Source organism: Undibacterium sp. Ji22W (assembly GCF_049340305.1).
Lineage (GTDB): Bacteria > Pseudomonadota > Gammaproteobacteria > Burkholderiales > Burkholderiaceae_D > Undibacterium.
Window position 1 is genome coordinate 1,132,280 of record NZ_JBMPOU010000003.1, and the last position, 21,408, is coordinate 1,153,687.

Here is a 21,408-nt window from a genome sequence, read left to right on the forward strand (position 1 = left end):
CAAATGCAAAAAAGCTTCGCGTATTGGTGCTTAGATATTCATGTGCGGGGAGTGCGGAAGTGCGCTCAAGTAAGAGGCGATGCGCAGTATTTCATATTTCAAGGCTGATCACAAGTGGGATGCGCTGTTTGATTTTCCGTGGGAATGCAGCACTCAAATCGGCTGCTAAAACAGCGTTATTTAGTGCTTAGTTCGGTACTTTTTTTGTTACTTGCCCCGCGTCCTATGCAGCTATTTTCTTCGCGCCAACCTGTATTGATGCGCTGTAGTGGTATTTTCGATTCTTTGTTGGATTGAGTCAACATACCAATAGTTGGCGTACGCCTATATTTTATAAAAATCTTATTTTAAATCAATGTGTTAAATCGCGTGGTGAGTATTTGATATGCATACCAATCGATAAAAATAGCATAGTACCAATCAAATAAATGTAATACCACATGAATACCGTTTGACAATTGGTATTGAAAAACTTAAAGTGAAGACTCTTCAACGAATTGATATGTTTTGCTGCTGATAGATCTTGAAGTGTGAGATTTGTTGAGGTGGATAATCCTGTGGGGGGAGCGTTTCTTAGAACGCAGCAGCATATGAGTTTGCTTGATAAGTAGGTGGAGCACGTACTTAATCGTTTGCACAAAAATTAAGCTAGTCGGTGTTGATCGGCAAATCAGCAATACGGTATTAAGTGCTTGAATCTTTTTGATAAGTAGTAATTCGCGCAAGGTGATTTTTTAATGAGATTGCCGTGCATTAAATGTTCTTATGGAAGTCTTGGGGGAATACATGAAAAGTAATTTGAAACCGAATCTGACACCGATTGCATCGGCAGTCACAGTCTTGGTGATGACCGTCGCTATGTCTGCGCAAGCGCAACAAGCTGATACAAAGAAAGCTGAAAAAGAAGAGCAGCAACAAGTTATTGTTACTGGCGTGCGCGCTTCTATGCAACAGTCTTTGAATCAAAAGCGTAATGCTGAATCCCATATCGAAGTGATCACGGCTGAAGATATCGGCAAAATGCCGGACAAAAACGTAGCGGATTCTTTGCAACGTGTCGCGGGCGTGACGACTAGTTCTGCATCGGGCAACGAAGGTGGTTTCGATGAAAATGATCGCGTCAGTATGCGCGGTACTAACCCAAGTTTGACACAAACCTTGATTAACGGCCACAACATGGCGGCAGGTGATTGGTTCGTATTGAATCAATCTGGTGCTGGCGTAGGCCGCTCTATCAGCTACACCTTGCTGCCATCTGAATTAGTTGGTCGTATCGAAGTGAATAAAACTTCCCAAGCTAGCTTGGTTGAAGGCGGTGTGGCTGGTTCTATCAATGTGATCACACGTAAGCCTTTAGAATTTAAAAAACAATTGACTGCAGAAGCATCCCTTGGTGTGGTCTATGCAGATTTACCAAAAAAATCAGATCCGCAATTAAGTGGTTTGATTAACTGGAAAAATGATTACAACACGTTCGGTTTGATGGTGCAGGCCTTCTCTGAAAAGCGTAGCTTACGTCGTGATGGTCAAGAGATTTTGGGTTGGTCACAAATTGCAGCAGGTAGCCCAATGGCTAAAACAAATCCTGATCTAGCCGGTGCTTACTACCCAAGCTTGATGGGTGCAGCTTTGTTTGAGCAAACACGTCATCGTACTGGTGGTTTGGTCAGCGCACAATTTAAACCTAGCAAAGAATTTGATATTGTTCTGAGTGGTTTTAGCTCTAAATTGGATGCGGCAAACTATAACCGCAATTACATGTTATGGGGATCTCACTTCATTGACGGCGGTAATGGTCAGGCGCCAGAAGCTGGTTATACAGTGGCGAACAACAACGGTGTAAAGACTTTGACTAGTGCAACATTCAAACCTGTTGCGGGTACAACCTATGGTGTGTACGATCAGATCTCCCGCCCAGACGCAGGCTCTGAAGTCAATTTCTTCAGCGCAGAAGCAACTTGGAAGGCAAGCTCTGATTTGCGTTTCAATGGCCAATTAGGTACGTCGAAAGCCAAGGGCAAAACACCAACGCAAGACGTGGCTGAATGGAATGTCGGTAATGGTTCTGGTGCTTCCTACCACATCAACGGCGTGAACAATGCTGCCGATTGGAGTTTGGGTAACACGAACTACGCGAGCCGTTCAAAAGATACTTTGGGTTGGGTCTTCGGTTATCAAAACACCTTGGTTAATGATGAAGAATCATGGGCTAAATTAGATGGCGAATATCAATTGAATCAAGGTTTATTCAGTTCTCTGAAATTTGGTGTTCGTGCGACTGAGCATAAGCGTGATAGCGGTGCAGCTTTAGGGCAGGGTCCTGGTTGTAAGAATTCTGCTGGTACGCAAGCACCGTGGGATTGGTCACAATCTACTTGGTGTCCAGTTGGCACAGTCGCACAAAACGATCCAGCAAAATTCCCATCAGCAGTAAGCCAATATCCATCGAACTATGGTTCTGGTTTGGGTGGCAATTTCCCATCGAATGTTTGGTATTACACACCTGCGCAATTGGCTGAGTTCAATAAATATTCAAACCGCGACAATAACGGAACTCGTCTTGATTACGGTACACAGTTTGCTTTGAAAGAAAGTGTCAATGCATTCTACGTTCAGGGCAATATGGAAGGTGAAGGCTGGAGCGGTAATGTGGGCGTACGTGTCGTACAGACAAAAGAAAGCGTGATTTCGACATTGACAGGCCCAGGCGCAGGTCAAAAATCTTCTGACTTCGGTACTTTCCATTTCGAGAAGAGCGACAACACGTATAACGACGTTTTGCCAAGTTTGAATTTACGTTTTGATTTGCAAAAAGATTTGGTCGCACGTCTGGCAGTATCGAAGACAATGACACGTCCTGACTTTGGCGCTTTGGCGAGTGCGATCAGCTTGAGTCCACCATCGACTGCCACAGGCACAGGTAGCGGTAGCGGTGCGAATCCAAACTTGAAACCAATTCGTTCAAATAATCTCGACGCGTCGCTCGAATGGTACTTTGCTCCACGTGCATTGTTGTCTGGTAGTGTTTACTACATGGACCTGACCAGCTATGTAGGTATTGGTCAGGATAAACGCAGCTATTTCACCACTAGCTCTGCGATTCCACAGGGCGCAATGGTTCCTTACGTATTAAGCGTACCAGTTAATTCCAGCGCTAAAGTGAAGGGTTTTGAATTGGCGTATGAACAGCCGATTGGGAATAACTTTGGAATGGCTGCGAACTACACTTACGCCGATGCGAAAGATGCGAAAGATCAAGAAGTTGTAGGTGCTTCTAAGAACACATACAACCTGAGTGGTTACTATGAAGATGACACTTTCAATGCACGTTTGTCATATAGTTACCGTTCTGCGTTCTACAGTGGCTTAGATCGTGAAACAGCGTTCTCACAGGCAGCAACAGGCTCTTTGTCCGCTTCTCTGGGCTACAAAATCAACGAAAATTTTGCGATCTCATTGGATGCGCATAACTTGAACAACCCAGCGTTGAAGTATTTTGCATTGAATGAAAATCAACCACGTTCGATCTATCAAAGTGGTCGTCAATACTATTTGACACTCCGCGTGAAGATGTAAGGTTTGTCGGATCATTATCGGAAGTCTGGGTTGAAGGCTCGATTCAAAATTTTGGTAGTGATCTGATTTTCTGCAGAGTAGTAGATCAATCTAGGGAGTGACGAGGCAACCCGGCTTCGTCACTTTTTTTTCAGGTAAATTTGGGGATTTGTCTTACGAGAGTTTTGATTTGTTGATTCAACTAGTCGGTGTTATTTTGGTGCGGTATGACCATGGAGCTGATTCAATAAATCAGAATTTTTATGTGGAGTCGCACGGGGATGTTTGTCTTTGGATACTCACGAAATCGACACAAAAAGCACAAATTATTTTAAATACCACTTAAATACCTATTGACAGCCACTTTAGAAACACCTAAAGTGTAATTGTGTCTAAATTCTGTCTGTCGTTGGAGTTTACTTGGCCTGTACTTAAGTTGTGTTCAATTCGTACCAAGGTCGCGTCCAAATAATAGATGGTGCTTTTTTGTTGGAAAATACTGTGAACCAAACTCAGCAAATGCAACCTCAAATTCAGCAAACGCAATTTCAATATCTGATCGGCGTCGATGGTGGTGGCACCGGCACCCGCGTGCTTCTGGTTGACAAAGAAGGTAAAGAGCTGGCACGCGCCAGTGCAGGACCTTCTGGATTAATGCATGGCGCAGCCGCCGCGTGGCGAGCTATTCTAACAGCAATTGAGCAGGCATTTGCAACAACTGGTATTGTTGCTCCGGATTTTAAAGAGATGGCGATCGGTTGTGGTTTAGCTGGCGTCAACAATAAGTTGTGGGCAGCAGAATTTATCGCTGCCAATCCAGGTTTCGCGGCTTTAGTGGTGGAAACTGACGCTGGTACCACCTTGCTGGGCGCACATCAGGGCAAACCGGGCGCGATTATCGCTCTGGGAACTGGTAGTGTCGGTGAAGTCATGCAAGCCGATGGTAGCCGACGTGAAGTTGGCGGATGGGGTTTTCCATCAAGCGATGAAGCCAGCGGCGCTTGGATGGGGCTGCGTGCGATTAATCATGCGCAGCATGTGCTTGATGGACGAAGTCCAGCAGATGATTTTGCCAGCGCCGTTATTCAGTTTTGTGGTGGCGACAAGGATGCGGTGTTTGCATGGTTAGGTGGCGCGACACAAACCAAATTTGCACAGTTAGCGCCACTGGTAATTCAGTTTGCGCCAGTGGATGCGAAGGCAAAAAGTATTTTAGTCGAAGCAGGATTAGAAGTAGAAAAAATGGCGAATGCGTTAGATCCAAGTGCGACGATGGCGATTGCTCTGTGTGGTGGGCTGGCAGATGCGATCTGGGCCTACTTGCCTGAAAAATTATTGCAACGAGTCACGAAACCCGCCGGTGATTCTGCGGTCGGTGCACTTATACTGGTCAAAAGCCAATTTATGCAGTCTTAGCTGGTTAGCATCGTCGAAATTAAGCTAAGACTTCAGAAACTCAGAGGAAGAAAAATATGCTGGCACAACTGCTCGATTTTAAACCTGATGGTGATAGCTCTACTCCCTTGTATTTGCAATTAGCGAACAAGCTGGCAAATGGTATTAATAATGGCTATTGGCAACCGGATGAAGCTTTGCCTTCAGAACGCGTATTAGCGGAGACCTTAGAGATTTCCCGCGTCACTGCACGCAAAGCCATCGAGATGTTATGTGAGCGCGGTTTGTTGACGCGTAAGCACGGTTCAGGTACCTATATTACGCCGAAGTTAGAGCAGCCATTGTCGCGTCTGACGAACTTTAGTGAAGAGTTGCGTCAGCGTGGATTTATGCCAGGTTCACAATGGTTGTCACGTGATACCGGCGTCGCATCTCCAGAGGAAATTTTATCGCTTGGTTTGTCACCGCATGCCGTGGTGTCTCGTCTAAAACGTTTGCGTACAGCAGACAATGTCGTGATGGCGATAGAAAGCACGACGATCCCGAATTTGTATTTGCCAAATCCTAAATTAGTGACTGACAGTTTGTATGGTTATCTGGATCAAAATAATGTCGCGCCAACTCGCGCTTTACAGCATATCCGTGCGGTTAGCGCCACCGTGGAGCAGGCAAAATTGATTGGCTTAAAACAAGGCACGGCAATGTTGTTAATTACCCGCGTCGGTTATCTGGCAAATGGTGCGGCGGTCGAACTGACACATTCTTATTGTCGTAGTGATTATTATGACTTTGTTGTGGAGTTGTTTAGATGAGTTTAGAGCAACCGAATCGGCAACAACACGGGCAACTAGCTGGACAGCAATCTGCACAGCGACTGAGCGGGAATATTTTAACGCCGCAAGGCTGGGTCTCAGGTGCAATTTCTTTTGCTGAAAAAATTCAAGATATTCAAGGCCAGACTGTCGATCCGAGCCTGAATGACGCTGCATATATTTTGCCCGGGTTTATCGACCTCCATGTGCATGGTGCTGGCGGTAAAGACACGATGGAAGCAGGCGATGCGATACAGGTAATTTCACACATGCATGCGCAACATGGCACAACCAGTATGTTGGCGACGACCATGACTGCTCCCATGTCGGATTTGGAAAGCGCATTACAGGCATTAGCGGGTGTTTGCAAGCAGCGTTTGTCGGGGGCGGCGCGTGTACTGGGAGTGCACTTAGAGGGGCCTTATATCAATCCCGGCAAGCTTGGTGCACAACCTGATTTTGCCCATGCCGGTTCGCTTGAGCAAGTCAAAAATTTGGATGCGATTGCGCCGATTAAACTGATTACTCTGGCTCCCGAAGTAGAGGGTAATCTGGCGATGGTCAGCCAGTTGACGGCGCTCGGTATGCGTGTGCAATTGGGACATACCTTGGGCACCTATGAAGATGGTGTCGCCGCTTTAGAAAATGGTGCGAGTAGTTTCACCCATTTATACAATGCGATGTCGCGTCTTGATCATCGTGCTCCAGGGATGGTTGGTGCGGCTTTGGCACATGCTAATTTTGCCGAAATTATTCCGGATTTATTGCATGTACATCCGGGCGCGATCAGAGCGGCAATGCGGGCAATTCCGAAAGTGTATTGCGTGACCGATTCTACTTCGGCATCGGGCATGCCGGATGGTGAGTATATGTTAGGCCGCCAGGTCGTGCATAAGTGTCTGGGCGGTGTGCGCCTGGCAGATGGCACACTGGCTGGCAGCACCCTGACGATGGATCAGGCATTAAGAAATTTGGTCAAGATTGGTTTAGAGCTGGACGATGCTTCTAAACGTGTTTCTACCTACGCAGCAGATTTTTTAGGATTATCTGATCGCGGCCGCTTACAAGAAAATGCATTTGCGGACTTAGTAGTTCTTGATCGGGATTTGAATCTAATTGCTGTTTATATCGAGGGAGAAAAAATTGAGCTCAAAGATGCTTAAAGAAGCGTGTTCGTCAGGTGAATTTGTCGCAGCGCAGTTAAGTCAGGATCGTGAACGTTTAGTTGAATTAGGACAGTTTTTGCGTGCGACGCCGCCTTCTGCAGTCGTCACGATTGCACGTGGTAGTTCTGATCATGCGGCCAATTATGCTGCCTATTTGATCATGGCGCGTTTGGGGCATATCGTGGCGTCTTTACCAATGTCATTGGTCACTCTGAATCAAGCACCTTTGCATGTTAAAAATGCGCTGGCAATCGCGATTTCACAATCAGGTCAAAGTCCTGATGTGGTGCAGCCAATCGGTTATTTCCGTGAGAATGGCGCAACGACTGTCGCCTTGGTGAATGATGCAAGTTCACCATTAGCGCAAGGTGCGCAATGGACTTTGCCCTTGCATGCAGGACCAGAATTGAGCGTTGCTGCGACGAAGAGTTTTATCACGTCTTTAGTCGCTGGTGCGCGTCTGGCAGGTCACTGGCAGAACGATCCAGCCTTCTTGGCGGGTATTGAAGAGTTGCCGCAAGTTCTGCACGCCGCAACCCAATTAGATTGGTCAAACGCTCTTGATGTTTTGGTACCAGCGCAACGCATTATGGTAGTTGGCCGTGGTATCAGTTTTTCAGTCGCTTTGGAATCGGCGTTGAAGTTTAAAGAAACTTCCGTAATCCAGGCAGAAGCATTTAGTGGCGCAGAGATCAAACATGGTCCGATGGCTTTGATCGATGACGGCTATCCATTATTGATTTTTGCAACGCGTGGTCCAGCACAGGCCGGTTTGATCGCATTGGCAGAAGAAATGCGTGGACGTGGAGCGAATGTCTTGTTAGCAGCACCGGCCGATGTGAAAGAGCGCAATCTTACTTTGGCAACGACTGCAACGCCGGATCTTGATCCTATCGCCGCGATTCAATCGTTTTACGTAATGGCCGCGCACTTATCCGTAGCACGTGGACTTGATCCAGATAAGCCACGTCATTTGAGTAAAGTAACTAAAACGAATTAATGACGCTAAGCGGGAAATCAGATGAAATGATTCCCGCTTTTCTTTTGTTCTATTTTGTGGAAAAGCAATGAGCTTAATAAGTAATTCTATGAGTAGTGAAGCCGGTCACCAAATAAGTCACCAAATTAGCAAGGAAGAAGCGCGTCGCCTCGCTGGGCAAGCGATCATGATACGCATGCCAGAAACTGAATTAAGTACCGAGATGGCAAATTTCATCCGCGCGCATCATATTCGGGCAATTTGTTTGTTTCGCCAGAATATGCGAGATCAAGAACAACTATCCAAACTGACGGCAGATCTGCGTGCCGTGATGGGGCCAGAAGCCTTGATTGGGATAGACCAAGAGGGAGGAGCGGTGGTACGAGCCACTTGGGTACCGCAGCCTCCGGCGGCGATGTCCCTAGGTGCGAGCCAAGATCCCGAACTCTGCCGTCAGGTAGGCGCAGCAGTGGCGCGTGGTGTGAAAGCATTGGGCTTCAATTGGAATTTCGCACCCGTGCTAGATTTAAATAATAACGTAAATAATCCCGTCATTTCTGAGCGCTCATTTGGCGCGGATCCGGTGCAGGCACAGCGACTTGCAAGTGCCTGGATGGAAGGCAGTTTGAGCGAAGGTGTGGCGTGCTGTGTCAAACATTTTCCCGGGCATGGCGATACACATGTGGATTCGCATCGCGATTTGCCTGAAGTGAATAAATCGCGGGCGCAATTAGATACGCTTGAATTAGCACCGTTCAAAGCTGCGGCAAAAAATGCACCGGCGATGATGACGGCGCATATTGTCTATCCGCAGATAGATCCTGAAAATCCAGCGACAATGTCGAAGACGATTTTGACGGGTATCTTGCGTGATGAATGGAATTATCATGGCGTAGTGATCACTGATGGCATGGATATGCATGCGATTGCAGGCCGCTATGGTGTTGGTGCAGCGGCGGTGAAAGCCTTGGTGGCTGGCGCGGATATGGTGATGGCACTTGGGAACACGCAAACGCAATTGGAAACGCTGGACGCCATCACTGAGGCGATTGCTGCGGGTGTGATTGATTACGCGAGTATGCAAAAAAAGATGGCGCGCATCAGTCAACTAGTCGGTACTTATCCAAGCATGAGTGGTGAGTATCCAGCTACAGTTGATGCCGCTGATCGTCAATTGATGGCGCAAGCATGGCAGCGTGGATTAACTACGTATCGCGGTGCGAAACCACCTAAGGTTGGTAGCAAAGTGCGTCTGGTTATCAGCGCCGATGTTGTCAGTGATGGAGTTTCGGAGGCGGGAATTCCGGCGCACAAAGTTGCAGCCATGCTGTCACAAATTTACGAAGTACAAACCACGACGTTTGATGATGCAAAGACATTCGACTGGGCAAGTCTTCCTGATGATGGACGCACTGTGATTCTGGCATCAACGGTGCGGATTCGCTACAACGAACGCGCGCGCCAAAGCTGGAAGCCTGATTTGCATCTGGTCTTGTGGAATCCATTTCAATGCCTGGATATCGCGGCGCCTGCTTTGATCACTTATGGTTTTGCTGAGCCTGCGATTGATGCTGTTGCAGCTTGGTTATCAGGTAGGGTTGAGGCAAAAGGCCAAGTCCCAGTGGCGGGTTTTGAAGGGCTTGTAGGATGATTTGAACGAGTGAACAAAGAGAAAGCCGGAATGCTCACACATTCCGGCTTTCTTTTTTGGGTTACGTCTTTTTGAGTATGAACGGTGCAACTACAAGCAATGAGCGTTGCAAGCGGTAGCAATCTAACGCTTGCTACACCGCCATTGCGGGATCTGCAGCGAGCTTGTTTTCTGTTGACTTTGGGACTATCCAAAGTGAAAGTACTAGCACCGGAATTGCGGACAGAATTACCCACAGGAAGAAATTCTTATAGCCTAAAGTCGCCTGAATGTCGCCGCTAAATGTGCGAAACAATACTAGGCCGAGTGCCATGAAGCCAGTACCAAATGCATAATGCGCGGTCTGGTATTTGCCCACGGACAGTACCTGCATCATGTACAGGATTAATCCAACAAAGCCAAAACCAAAACCAAAGTTCTCTATAAAAATTGCTGCCGTGATGATGGTCAGATTATCAGGCATAGTGCTGGATAAGAAGAAGAAGGCAAGATTAGGCAAATTCATACCGATAATTAAAAACACCATACCGCGGCGTAATCCCAGCCAACCGGCAAAATATCCGCCAATAATACTGCCGACAATGAAGGCGATGGTGCCGGCAGCGCCATAAGCCCATCCGACTTGTGCCGTCGTGAGTCCTAAGCCTCCAGCGGCACGTGAGTCGAGTAGGAATAAGGGCGCTATGGTAGAAACCTGAGCTTCGCCCGCACGAAACAGTAAGATAAACAAAATGCTGAGCCAGATGCCGGGTTTCTTAAAGAAATCGATAATCACTTCGACGAGAGTTGAGAAACCTTCTTTGACGGAAGTTGGTGTTTTTGTTGTTGCTGGGTTAGCCGGCAAAGCCCAAAGGTGGTAGATCGCAATACCGATTAGTCCAGCGCTCATAATTGCAAAGATGACGGACCATGCTTTTTCAGGGGAATAATGATATTTGGTCTGCAGGTCACCTGCCAATACGACTAAACCGCCGGAAATAACAAATTTGGAGGCATTATAAAAAGCGCCTTGCCAGCCGGCGAATGCGGTCTGTTGCTTCGTAGAGAGACTGGCAATATATAGACCGTCAGCGGCGATATCATGCGTAGCGGATGCTAAGGCAACGACGCCGAGCAATGTCACCGTGATCGCGATTGAATTGGGTAATTGCAAACTTAGCGCAATCAAGCCCAGAGCGACGCCACCAATGATTTGAAAGAGCACAACAAAAAAGCGTTTATTGTTCGAGGTTTCAAGTAATGGACTCCAGAGTGGCTTAAAGGTCCAGGCTAACACCAAAATCCCTGTCCAATGGCCAATTTCTTGGTTTGAAATGCCCATGCTCTTGAACATCACACCAGCCACAATCAAGACGACCCATAAAGGGAGCCCTTCCGCAAAATAGAGGGTGGGCACCCAAGTTAGCGGGTGACGTAATTTGCTGTTATCCATGTAAAAAATCTCCGGTGTGAAATCACTGTGTTGCAATTAATGACTAAATAAGTGAATGAATTTTTTGCTTTTTAAGGAGATCAAATTTTCTGATTTTTTTGACTAAGCTGTGCTTTGCGAAATCCAAAATTCCTAGCCACGATCTCGTATTCAATTGCCCAAATTTTTGCGTGAACTAGAAACATACTAGCCCCATAAGTGTAGGTCAACTGGTTTTACATAATTAATGCCACTTAAGTACCAATATACAACTATACTGTCATTTTTAAGGTCAATTTCTTACAAATAGTAATGCGAGGAATTACAATAATTGCTCATAACCCTTTCTTATTTAGACTAATTTTTTTCGGGTTTTAGCGCAAAAGGTGAAAACTTATTGGAACTAAGGCGATGAATGTAATTATTTTCTACTTTTTCTAAAGTGGTATTGAATAATACTAAATCGGATGGCGCTGGCCAGCGGGTTGCCTGAGTGAGTTTTTTTGACTAAATTTGATCATTTTATCGACGCATTAGTAGTCGATTGAGGTAAAGATGGATGCAAGAAAAGTAATTAATCAGCGATTTTTATCAATTGATGCTTTGCGTGGATTGACCGTTGCGGCGATGTTGTTAGTGAATAATGCGGGCGACTGGGATCATGTGTATTGGTGGCTGGAGCACGCTGCATGGGATGGAACGACGCCTGCCGATTTTATCTTTCCATTTTTTCTTGTCATCGTTGGCGTGTCTCTGTATTTGGCATTCTTTCCTAAGCTTGAACAAGGCGTGGGCAACAGACAATTGTTGCAGAGTGTGGGATGGCGAGCATGCAAAATTTTTGCCTTTGGTGTGCTCTTACATGTGATTGCGATGTGCTTAATTCCTGGACGTGAGTTTCGACTTTTGGGTGTTTTACAGCGAATAGGCATTTGTTTTTTTGTGGCTGGCGGAATACTTATTTATGTACGTTCCTTGCACGTACAAGGCTTGATTATTCTCGGCATTCTTGTCGGATACTGGTATCTATTGACGACGGCGGGTTCCTTTCAAGCGCATCTGAATTTAGCGGATCAAATCGATACTCGCTGGCTCGGACATTTCGCTTACAGTTACGACGCCAAGACGGGTTTGGCGCAAGAGCCAGAAGGAATTCTTAGTACGCTTCCAGCAATTGCTTCAGTGTTGTTTGGCATACAGGCTGGGGCATTTTTGCGTCAATTGCGAGGGCAGCGTCTTTGGCAGTACGGATTGCTGTTGGTGCTATTGGGATGGTTGTGGTCATTTGTGTTGCCTTTGAATAAGAGTCTGTGGACTTCATCGTTTGTTCTGTGGACATCTGGCTTTTCTTTTTTGATGATCTGGCTTATGCATCGTTTGATTGACATCGCTAAGTGGCCCGCATTTGGCCTAAGTTTCGGTGTGAATGCGATTGCAGCATACGGCGGGTCTTGGGTGGCGACTTGTCTTTTAGCCGCCAGCGGGTTGATGGATGTGATTTACCCGAAGTGGTTTACAGGTGGATTGACGCCATTGGTTGGCCCTCACATGAGTTCTTTAATATTTGCTTCGTTCTTCACTGGTATCTTTGCAGTAGTGATGTATTTTCTACGTCAACGTGGGTGGCGTTTTTCTATTTAAACCACTGCATTTTTGTCTTGTTGACATAAGAAAATTTCCTTAAAGTGTTGCATGAATAGATACCAATATGAAGAAAGACATGCATGTTTGTAATACTCTGATACGATATATGACAGGTTCACTGCTGAATTTATTTCGTAATTAATTCGGTAGGCAGGCGCAGGTAATATATCTTTTTGGAGTATTGCATGTCGAACAAACGGATTTCTATGTCGGATATCGTCATTGGCCAAGCGCTGCAATGGGATATTTTTGGCTCGGATGGTAATTTGTTGTTGCGACGTGGGTTTGTGGTAAATAGTACCCATCAAGTTGAAGCATTAATTGAGCGTGGATTGTATGTTGATGGTGAAACACTTGATCAATCTACACGTGATAAGAAAGTTGCTAAAGTTGTTGAACAACCATCTGTTGTCAGAATCATCTCTCAAGTGCGTAATGATTTACGTACTTTGTCCTATAACTTGAGTAGCGAGCCGAATGCCCGCGAAAAATTTCTCACTCTAGCAAAATATGTCTTGTTAGCGACCCGCGTTGACACAGATGTCGCACTCGGCTGCATACTTCTCCATCAGGAAGGTAATTATTCCTCACGCCATTGTGTCGATAGCGCCGTTGTTTCAATTGTGATTGGGAAGGCTTTAAAGAAGACGGATGATGAGTTAATCGTGCTTGCAGCAGCCTGTCTCACAATGAATTTAAGCATGTTGCGACAACAAGAACGTTTGCAAGAAAAGAGTGACGGCTTGAGTCCCGAAGAACAGGATTTGATTTTCCGCCATCCGCAAGAAAGCGTACAACAACTGATGAATGCGGGGATCCGAGATGAGGGTTGGCTCTCTTGGGTTTTGCATCATCATGAAAATGAAGACGGCAGTGGTTATCCTAACAAAAAGCGTAGCGCTGAAATACCGCAGAATGCGAAAATTATTTCAATTGCGGATCGATATTGCGCGCGTGTTTGTGCCCGTAGTTATCGTAAGTCCCTATTGCCGAATGCGGCCTTGCGCGACATACTGATTGGCGGGAAAACGACCGTCGATTTGATGTTAGTGACCTTGTTCATTCGAGAGTTGGGAACTTATCCTATAGGGACTTTTGTGAGGCTGGAAGATGGTGCAATTGGCGTGGTGACCAGCAAAGGTGCTACCACCACGACTCCTTATGTACACTGTCTGTTGGGGCCGCGAGGTGTCGCGCTGTCATCGCCAATCAAACGCGACACCCAAAAGCCTTTACATGCGATTAGAGAAGTGTTGCATCGAGATCAGGTCATTTTGCGATTCAGTATGCGGCAGCTGTGGGGCGACGTCGCAGCACAATAAATTTGTGCACCAGCAGATTGACGATCATTGTTTAATTTGGAATTGATAAGAAAATGACGCAAAATACTTTTGAATTTGATGATGCTAGTGCGGATGACGCTTCGAAGAAACGTTCCGAACCCGATTCAGCTTCGGCTATTGAAGTTAATGCTTCAGTTGATGACGAGTTGACCCGTCATCCAGATTTAGTATATGTCTATTCTGATAGCGTAAGTTATGCTCAGCAGCTCGCAGATGCTTTGAGCATCTATTCGCATGAAGTGATAGGATTTTCAGACTTAGATGAATTCCGTTCAGCCATATTAGTGCGCGCACCCTCAGCGGCGATCTTGGATATTGATTCGGCTGGTGGACGCTTGGCGAAAGACTCGATGGCAGCGCGGGTTATTACAAGCTTTCCGGTAATTTATGTATCTTCTAACGATAATTTTGATGACCGTTTGCTCGCCGTAAGAGAGGGCGCGGAGGGCTACTTCATCAAACCTGTGGATGTGCAAGCGTTAAGCGTTAGGGTCGATGAGAAAATAGCGCAAAACACGATACGATCCTATCGGATTTTGGTGGTCGATGATGATGAATTTTTTCTGAGTTTTTTTGACGCTGTGTTAAGCAGCGCGGGTATGCATGTTAAGGGCCTCATAGACCCAACGCAAATTTTAGATGCAATCAAAAAATTCAAGCCTGAACTCATTTTGACCGATCTGTATATGCCTCAATGCAATGGCATCGAAATGGCGAAAGTAGTGCGACAAAACAATCACTATATTGATATCCCTATTGTCTTTCTGTCTTCTGAAACCGAAATGCAAAAACAATTGGGCGCTTTGGAAACTGGAGCCGATGAATTTCTGACCAAACCTATCGACCCTGAAAAACTTATTTCTTCTGTGGCCACTCGTGCGGAGCGATATCGCAATTTGCGGAAGAGTGTGTAAAGTAATTTTCTGTTATGTCGACTGGTCTTGGAACAGACTGGAACCGACTCAGTACATGTTATGGATAGAAAATTTTAACCAGATAGTTTGAAGCCTTGCTCGCATTGATTTCAAAATAGAGCTTATGATTGCTTTCGCTACGGGCTGCGATACCTTTGGCCACATCTGCCTTGTTGCTTAGATAGTCGGCTGGTAAGAATACTTTTTGTAGTACCGTTTTGCCGCGTACATCTTCCAGCGTTAATTCTAATACTGGCCATTCTTGTACAGTATTGCTCTTGTTTTGAATCTGAAAAGCTAGTGTATTGATCTTTAAGTCTTCGTTCAAAATGAGTAGCTCACTACCAGTAACTTCTAGCATGTAGCGCTCTGCAGGCAGGCTGATTTGACACTTTAATAGCTGACAGGCTCGTAATAAATGAGGCTTGGTGGCAGGCATCTCAGACGCAATTGTCGAACGGAAGAAATAAATACTTTGCGCAGCAATACCGAGCATTAAAAACAGACAGGTGATAGACAGTGCGAAAGTTTGCAATTTCCCATAACGACGTTTTTTTTCGGCTTGCAAGACAAAGCCTGGTGTGTGATTTGCACCGTCATCGTCCAGACTTTGATCGCTAGTGGGTGTTTCGTTTTCTGTCGTGCTGTCTGATGCTTCAATATTTTCATCTTGAACAGGGACTTTTCTGTTGAGTTGATTTTCTTCAGATCGTAACTCTTCGTTCGCAGCGAATGCTGCTAATAGTGACTGCTCATCAAAGCCTGGTTCATGTTTCGACCACTCCTTGGCATCTTCATCTAAAATAGCAGCACGATTTTCTAACTCCAATTGATGTAGTAAGTCAGCCTGCTCGACAAGTTCACGTTCTTCATTGGTTAGCTCGAATTCTAGGCCACTAGTCAATGCAGGTGCTTTCTTGGGTTTGTCCGCGTTTGGTGACGCTCCTAAATCAGGTGCTATTGTTTCTAGCTGAGCTGAAAATTGCTGCATTAAGTTGTTTTGGTGCGTGAGCTCGTCCGATGCAACTGGCATCGTTGCTATCTCGCTATCTAAATGTGCACGATCATCAATTTCATCTTTAGCTGTCGCAAATGTTGAACTGAATTCATTATTCCCAGATTGTGGTGTTGGCGTTTCTTGCGTGGGCGATATGAGGTCGCTTGAATTTACAATTGGAGAGCTATTCGCAATCTCTGTCTCTACCGCAAGTTGGTCAATGAAGTTATCGCTCGAATTGGTCGCGCTTAGTTCGGACTCCGCGGGTATAGCTTTCGGATCGACTTGCACCGCATCCAAGACGGTTTCTTGATTCTCTAATTCGTTGTGAATCGACTCAGCAGATCCTGTCAGCGTCGATAAAGCATGGTTGACGTTGATGTCAGCATCGTCCGTCGCTGAAGATTGCGTATGGGGCGCCGGATTCGCATTCGCTTCACTTATACCTGCATCTATTGCGATATCCGATGTTGTGTCGGGTGCGATTTTTGCTAATTCAGTCGTTGGTATAGGCGTGACTGCCGTGCTTTCCTTCGGAGCTTGCCGCGGCGCTTCACCTGGTGCCAGTAAATATTCAATCCCATTGAACGTCCGCTTACATGAACCGCAACGTACTAATCCAGCATGTAGTTTTAGCTGGTCGTTAGCGACCCGAAAGCTGGTATAGCAGTGAGGACATTGGGTCGCAAGCGCCATGATGATGAAGGAGGTAAAAGTGATTAGCTGGCAGAGGCGTCAAGACGGCCGTGTAAAGCAACCCAGCCTTCACGTTCTTGCCACACGCTTAATTGAATAAATGGCGCATACGCTGCAGCAACTTCTTCTGCTTGACGAGCCAGTACGCCTGACAAAATTAGTGCGCCACCAGGAGCGACACGTCCAGAAAGCATCGGTGCCATTAGCTTTAATGGGCTGGATAAAATATTCGCGACGACCACATCAAATTGATGTGAGGCTGGATATGCTTCACCGAATTCTTCAGGAAGTGAAAATTCAATCTCGCATTGATTACGTTCCGCATTGAAATTCGCTGATTCTATGGCTTGCGGATCGATATCGACGCCGATGACTTTATTCGCTTCCAATTTTTTGGCGACCATTGCCAAAATACCAGAGCCACAGCCGTAATCGAGCACCGACAAATTTTGTGGAGCATGGGCTTCTAGCCATTCCATGCATAAACGCGTAGTAGGGTGACTGCCTGTACCAAATGCGAGGCCAGGATCCAATTCCAAGACCAAGGCTTGGGGGTCGGGGATTTCATGCCAGCTTGGGACTACCCAGATATTTTTACCGATACGAATTGGTTCAAATTGAGACTGTGTTAGACGTACCCAATCTTGTTCTTCGACGCTACGGGTAGTGAAAGCAGGCACCTCTGCTAGTTTGATTGAGGCTGCTGCATCGGCTACTAAAGCTGCGTGATCAATATCCGTATCCGCTAGAGCAACGACACGGCTGCGTTCCCATGCTCGCTCAGTGATCTCCATGCCAGGTTCGCCAAACAAAGGTTTTTCGGCATCAGTGCCTTCGTCAGCATCTTCAACGGAGACCGACAATGCACCCGCATCCATTAACGCATCGGATAGATTTTCTGCATGATCGCGTGCTACTTCAATGATGATTTCTACCCAGGCCATAATGTGCTCTCAAATTCTAAAAACAGATTCGCCTATTTTTTCTATACATAAAATAGGGACGAATCAAATCAAAAAACGCGATTGAATATAGTATCTCAATCGCGTCGTGGAAACTACTGAACCAGCAATGTCGCAAGAAGTTTATTTTGCCTTCTTTGACAACACGGGCATATCCGCCAATTTATGTTCGAGGTAATGAATATTCGTGCCACCCTCGATGAAGCGTGCGTCCACCATCAATTCGCGGTGTAGAGGAATATTGGTTTGTATGCCTTCAACAACCATTTCAGACAAAGCAATTTGCATGCGGCGGATTGCTTGTTCACGAGTGGCGCCGTAGGAGATCACTTTACCGATCATCGAGTCATAATTCGGCGGTACGAAGTAGCCAGCGTACGCATGGGAATCAACCCGGATACCAGGGCCGCCAGGCGTGTGCCAAGTGACGATGCGACCTGGCGAAGGTGTGAACTTGAATGGATCTTCGGCATTAATACGGCATTCGATGGAGTGACCGCGCAACTCAATATCGGATTGCTTAAAGCGTAGTTTGTTACCAAAGGCGATTTGAATTTGTTCTTGTACGATGTCGACGCCCGTAATCATTTCTGTGACCGGATGTTCAACCTGTACACGGGTATTCATTTCAATGAAATAGAATTCGCCGTTTTCGTACAAGAATTCGAAAGTACCTGCGCCGCGATAGCCGATTCTACGACAAGCTTCGGCGCAACGATTGCCGATTTTCTCTATCGTTTTGCGTGGGATGCCTGGCGCCGGTGCTTCTTCAATGACTTTTTGGTGGCGGCGTTGCATAGAGCAATCGCGCTCACCTAACCAGACCGCATTACCGTGCTGATCGGCTAAGATCTGGATTTCCACATGGCGTGGATTTTCCAGGAATTTCTCCATATAGACTTCAGGATTGCCGAATGCCGCACCCGCTTCAGTCTTGGTCATCGTGACAGCGTTCAATAACGCTGCTTCGGTATGAACCACGCGCATCCCGCGACCACCGCCACCGCCAGCCGCTTTGATGATAACTGGATAGCCTACCTTACGCGCGGTTTGTACGATCACTTTAGGATCGTCGGGCAGAGCGCCTTCTGAACCTGGAACGCAAGGTACGCCAGCTTCTATCATTGCGTGTTTTGCTGAAACTTTATCGCCCATTAAGCGAATAGATTCTGCGCGTGGTCCAATAAAGACAAAGCCAGATTGTTCAACACGCTCCGCAAAATCTGCATTCTCGGACAAGAAACCATAGCCAGGATGGATTGCCTGAGCATCCGTTACTTCGGCCGCACTGATGATGGCTGGCATGCTCAGATAACTGAGATTTGACGGGGCTGGGCCGATGCAGACAGACTCATCAGCGAGTTTAACGTACTTGGCTTCGCGATCAGCTTCAGAGTGAACGACCACAGTTTTGATGCCCATTTCGCGGCAGGCGCGCTGGATACGGAGGGCAATTTCGCCACGATTGGCGATCAGAATTTTTTCAAACATAATATATTTTGCTTTGGCAGAGGTTGCAGCCCGGGAGCTTAGGAGCAGTAAATTTTGTTTTCGCCAGATCAACTGGCGAAGCAAATAGCGTCATCAAGCTGGTCGTGCTGATATTAACCAATGATAAACAATGGTTGACCAAATTCAACAGGTTGGCCATTTTCGACCAGAATTTGCTTGATACTGCCTGAAAAGTCACTTTCGATTTCGTTCAGTAATTTCATCGCTTCGATGATGCACAAGGTATCGCCACTATTGACATTTTTGCCAATGTCGACAAATGGTGCTGAACCAGGGGACGCTGCACGGTAGAAAGTACCGACCATAGGGGATTTGACAACATGACCTTCGATTGCAGCCGGTTCTGCAGGCGCTGCTGGCGCAGCGGCGATCGGTGCAGCTGCGGGAGCATGCATGCCGTGTTGCATTTGCATTTGTGGTTGCATCATCACCATCTGACCTTGCGGTATTGGTGCTGATTTCACAATACGAACTTTACCTTCGCCTTCAGTCACTTCTAATTCTGAGATATCAGATTCTGCGACGAGGTCGATGAGGGTCTTGAGTTTTCTTAAATCCATGTGAAATCTCCTGAGAAATTGAGACAATTAAGCGTACTTTTGGTCGCTAAAATGCTGTTATTGGAATGGACGCAATTAATATTTATATGAGTAATGTAGGTTAATTGCGTGAAGATGCGAGAATTTAAAGGTTTTTTAATGCAAAGTCAATCGCAAAGCGATATCCATCTGTACCCAGACCACAGATAACGCCTTTTGCCATATCGGAAAGGTAAGAATGATGCCGAAATGCTTCTCTTTGGTGAATGTTAGAGATATGCACTTCAATAAAAGGAATAGCAACGCCAGCTAAAGCATCCCGTAAAGCAACACTGGTGTGCGTGTAACCACCAGGATTAATCACGATAGCATCGACTTTTTCGGTGCGGGCTGCGTGAATTCTGTCAATCAACGCACCTTCATGATTACTTTGAAAGCATAGCAATTTGCCATTTGCCCCTTTGATTTGTTGCTCTGCTGCATTTTCTATGTCACTAAGTGTTTGTTTTCCATACACTTCTGGTTCACGGGTGCCTAATAAATTCAGATTGGGGCCGTTAATGAGCAAGATCTTGCGTGCCATAGAATTTTGATGAGTTTGCCGAAGTTGCAGGCATTTTGCCGTCAATTCCCCCTTATTGGCAAGCAAAAATCCAGTATCTTTTTATTTTTTTACATTCAGTCTTTGAATATCTGCACGTAATTCTGGCATTTTTAGGCGTCCTGAATAGGCTTTGACCACTTTTCCTTCAGATGAAATCAGTGCTGTGAAAGGCAGACCGCCCGTTTTATTGCCCATGGCTTGTGAAATGCTGGTGCCATCCATGCCTGCGGCAAAAACAGGATAGCTAATTTGATATTTTTTTGCAAAATCAGCAATATTGCTTGGTGTGTCGATGCCTAAGCCTAATAATTGAACATTGTTAGAGGCGAGGTCTTTTTGTAGTTGTACAAGTTCAGGCATTTCTTCTACACAAGGTTTACACCAAGTTGCCCAAAAATTCACCACAAGGAATTTTCCTTGCCATTGTTTCATTGCTTGTGCTTTAGCATTGGCGTCATTTAGTGTCAGCCCAAACAGTTGCTGAGCTGCGCTATCGGCCGCTGGAGCAGGTTCAAACTTCTTTGCGCCGACTGTCGCGCCCAATACGGCAAATAGCAAGCCGATCAAAATGGCGGAAAGTGTAAATCGTTTATTCATCATGATTTTCAGGGCTTTCTATTAATGTTTGTAAGTTGGCCAGATTGCCGCGTTCATTTTTGTCGGTGTGACGCAAGTCGTCCATATCGTGCACCAACAAATGCACACCTTCATTTTTGTAAATGAAACTCAAGGTTTCCAGTGCATCACCACGTTTTCCCTGGTGTTCAGAAACCTCGTAATCTATTCCTAAATTCAATAAAAATATCGCAACATCTTTGCTGTTATCGGTATACAGATGCAGATAGATATCAGAATGTTCGCCAGCGGTGCCATTGAATACCGCCCCGATCACATATGGATTAAATTGCGCCAGTTCTTGCATTAAGACAGCCGCTAACTGGCGTAAATGTAAGAGCCGCGCTGGTTGGCTGTCGGCAAAGAATAGTGCTTGGTATTCGCGAACTTCTTGTTCTACCTGTGCGTTATCCGGCAGGATATTGCCGTTTAATTTTTGATTGCCAAGTAACTGTTTCACAGCGCGGCGTTTGGCTGCGCCATATTCAGCGCCTTCTTCCGCGATGAATTTTGCCGCTAGTGATGCAATTTCATCACGTATTTGGGCAACCGAGTCGCCATCATTAAAAATAAAATTCGTCATTTGCGCATCATATCGCATTCGGTTTAGTCC

Annotated in this window: 17 protein-coding genes; 9 read left to right on the forward strand and 8 right to left on the reverse strand. The window is 46.1% G+C overall.

The features are described from left to right. Positions 1–786 precede the first annotated feature (786 nt). The 6 genes from ACO0KW_RS17440 to nagZ all read left to right on the forward strand — a co-directional run bounded on the left by ACO0KW_RS17440 (position 787) and on the right by nagZ (position 9,558). Positions 787–3,576: a TonB-dependent receptor gene (locus ACO0KW_RS17440; RefSeq protein WP_423054634.1), complete on the forward strand. Its 2,790-nt coding sequence runs from the start codon at positions 787–789 to the stop codon at positions 3,574–3,576. Positions 3,577–4,074: 498 nt separating this feature from the next. Further along, positions 4,075–4,971: a BadF/BadG/BcrA/BcrD ATPase family protein gene (locus ACO0KW_RS17445; protein ID WP_423054681.1), complete on the forward strand. Its 897-nt coding sequence runs from the start codon at positions 4,075–4,077 to the stop codon at positions 4,969–4,971. A 56-nt stretch (positions 4,972–5,027) separates the two neighbouring features. After that, a complete protein-coding gene (locus ACO0KW_RS17450; protein ID WP_423054636.1) occupies positions 5,028–5,762 on the forward strand; it encodes a GntR family transcriptional regulator in 735 nt (244 codons plus the stop codon). After that, positions 5,759–6,925, forward strand: a complete 1,167-nt coding sequence (gene nagA, locus ACO0KW_RS17455; protein WP_423054637.1) for an N-acetylglucosamine-6-phosphate deacetylase — start codon at positions 5,759–5,761, stop codon at positions 6,923–6,925. The genes ACO0KW_RS17450 and nagA overlap by 4 nt, the downstream gene beginning before the upstream one ends. Next, positions 6,918–7,928 carry an SIS domain-containing protein gene (locus ACO0KW_RS17460; protein WP_423054682.1) on the forward strand — a complete coding sequence of 337 codons (1,011 nt, stop codon included), beginning with the start codon at positions 6,918–6,920 and terminating at the stop codon, positions 7,926–7,928. The genes nagA and ACO0KW_RS17460 overlap by 8 nt, the downstream gene beginning before the upstream one ends. 166 nt (positions 7,929–8,094) lie before the next feature. Beyond that, on the forward strand, positions 8,095–9,558 hold the full coding sequence (gene nagZ / locus ACO0KW_RS17465; RefSeq protein ID WP_423054683.1) for a beta-N-acetylhexosaminidase: 1,464 nt from the start codon (positions 8,095–8,097) through the stop codon (positions 9,556–9,558). Positions 9,559–9,691: 133 nt separating this feature from the next. Here nagZ and ACO0KW_RS17470 read toward each other — a convergent pair whose 3' ends face one another. Then, the gene (locus tag ACO0KW_RS17470) at positions 9,692–10,990 is read right to left on the reverse strand and encodes an MFS transporter (protein WP_423054638.1); all 1,299 of its coding nucleotides are present in this window, start codon (positions 10,988–10,990) and stop codon (positions 9,692–9,694) included. 534 nt (positions 10,991–11,524) lie between these two features. Here ACO0KW_RS17470 and ACO0KW_RS17475 point away from each other — a divergent pair. The 3 genes from ACO0KW_RS17475 (at position 11,525) to ACO0KW_RS17485 (ending at position 14,870) form a co-directional block, all read left to right on the forward strand. Beyond that, the gene (locus tag ACO0KW_RS17475) at positions 11,525–12,610 is read left to right on the forward strand and encodes an acyltransferase family protein (protein WP_423054639.1); all 1,086 of its coding nucleotides are present in this window, start codon (positions 11,525–11,527) and stop codon (positions 12,608–12,610) included. A gap of 188 nt (positions 12,611–12,798) precedes the next feature. Next, positions 12,799–13,935: an HD-GYP domain-containing protein gene (locus ACO0KW_RS17480; protein WP_423054640.1), complete on the forward strand. Its 1,137-nt coding sequence runs from the start codon at positions 12,799–12,801 to the stop codon at positions 13,933–13,935. Positions 13,936–13,988: 53 nt separating this feature from the next. Continuing rightward, positions 13,989–14,870, forward strand: coding sequence for a response regulator (locus tag ACO0KW_RS17485; RefSeq protein WP_423054641.1), 882 nt, complete (start codon positions 13,989–13,991; stop codon positions 14,868–14,870). A gap of 58 nt (positions 14,871–14,928) precedes the next feature. Here the strand turns inward: ACO0KW_RS17485 and ACO0KW_RS17490 are convergent, their stop codons facing one another. The 7 genes from ACO0KW_RS17490 to ACO0KW_RS17520 all read right to left on the reverse strand — a co-directional run bounded on the left by ACO0KW_RS17490 (position 14,929) and on the right by ACO0KW_RS17520 (position 21,378). Beyond that, the gene (locus ACO0KW_RS17490; protein ID WP_423054642.1) at positions 14,929–16,563 is read right to left on the reverse strand and encodes a DUF3426 domain-containing protein; all 1,635 of its coding nucleotides are present in this window, start codon (positions 16,561–16,563) and stop codon (positions 14,929–14,931) included. A 23-nt stretch (positions 16,564–16,586) separates the two neighbouring features. Further along, the gene (gene prmA / locus ACO0KW_RS17495) at positions 16,587–17,507 is read right to left on the reverse strand and encodes a 50S ribosomal protein L11 methyltransferase (protein WP_423054643.1); all 921 of its coding nucleotides are present in this window, start codon (positions 17,505–17,507) and stop codon (positions 16,587–16,589) included. Between the two features lie 141 nt (positions 17,508–17,648). Next, on the reverse strand, positions 17,649–19,016 hold the full coding sequence (gene accC, locus ACO0KW_RS17500) for an acetyl-CoA carboxylase biotin carboxylase subunit (protein ID WP_423054644.1): 1,368 nt from the start codon (positions 19,014–19,016) through the stop codon (positions 17,649–17,651). 113 nt (positions 19,017–19,129) lie between these two features. Further along, positions 19,130–19,597, reverse strand: coding sequence for an acetyl-CoA carboxylase biotin carboxyl carrier protein (gene accB, locus ACO0KW_RS17505; protein WP_423054645.1), 468 nt, complete (start codon positions 19,595–19,597; stop codon positions 19,130–19,132). Between the two features lie 124 nt (positions 19,598–19,721). Further along, on the reverse strand, positions 19,722–20,159 hold the full coding sequence (aroQ, locus tag ACO0KW_RS17510) for a type II 3-dehydroquinate dehydratase (RefSeq protein WP_423054646.1): 438 nt from the start codon (positions 20,157–20,159) through the stop codon (positions 19,722–19,724). 81 nt (positions 20,160–20,240) lie between these two features. Further along, a complete protein-coding gene (locus ACO0KW_RS17515) occupies positions 20,241–20,780 on the reverse strand; it encodes a TlpA family protein disulfide reductase (RefSeq protein ID WP_423054647.1) in 540 nt (179 codons plus the stop codon). Then, the gene (locus tag ACO0KW_RS17520; protein ID WP_423054648.1) at positions 20,770–21,378 is read right to left on the reverse strand and encodes a hypothetical protein; all 609 of its coding nucleotides are present in this window, start codon (positions 21,376–21,378) and stop codon (positions 20,770–20,772) included. The genes ACO0KW_RS17515 and ACO0KW_RS17520 overlap by 11 nt, the downstream gene beginning before the upstream one ends. Between the last annotated feature and the right edge of the window lie 30 nt (positions 21,379–21,408).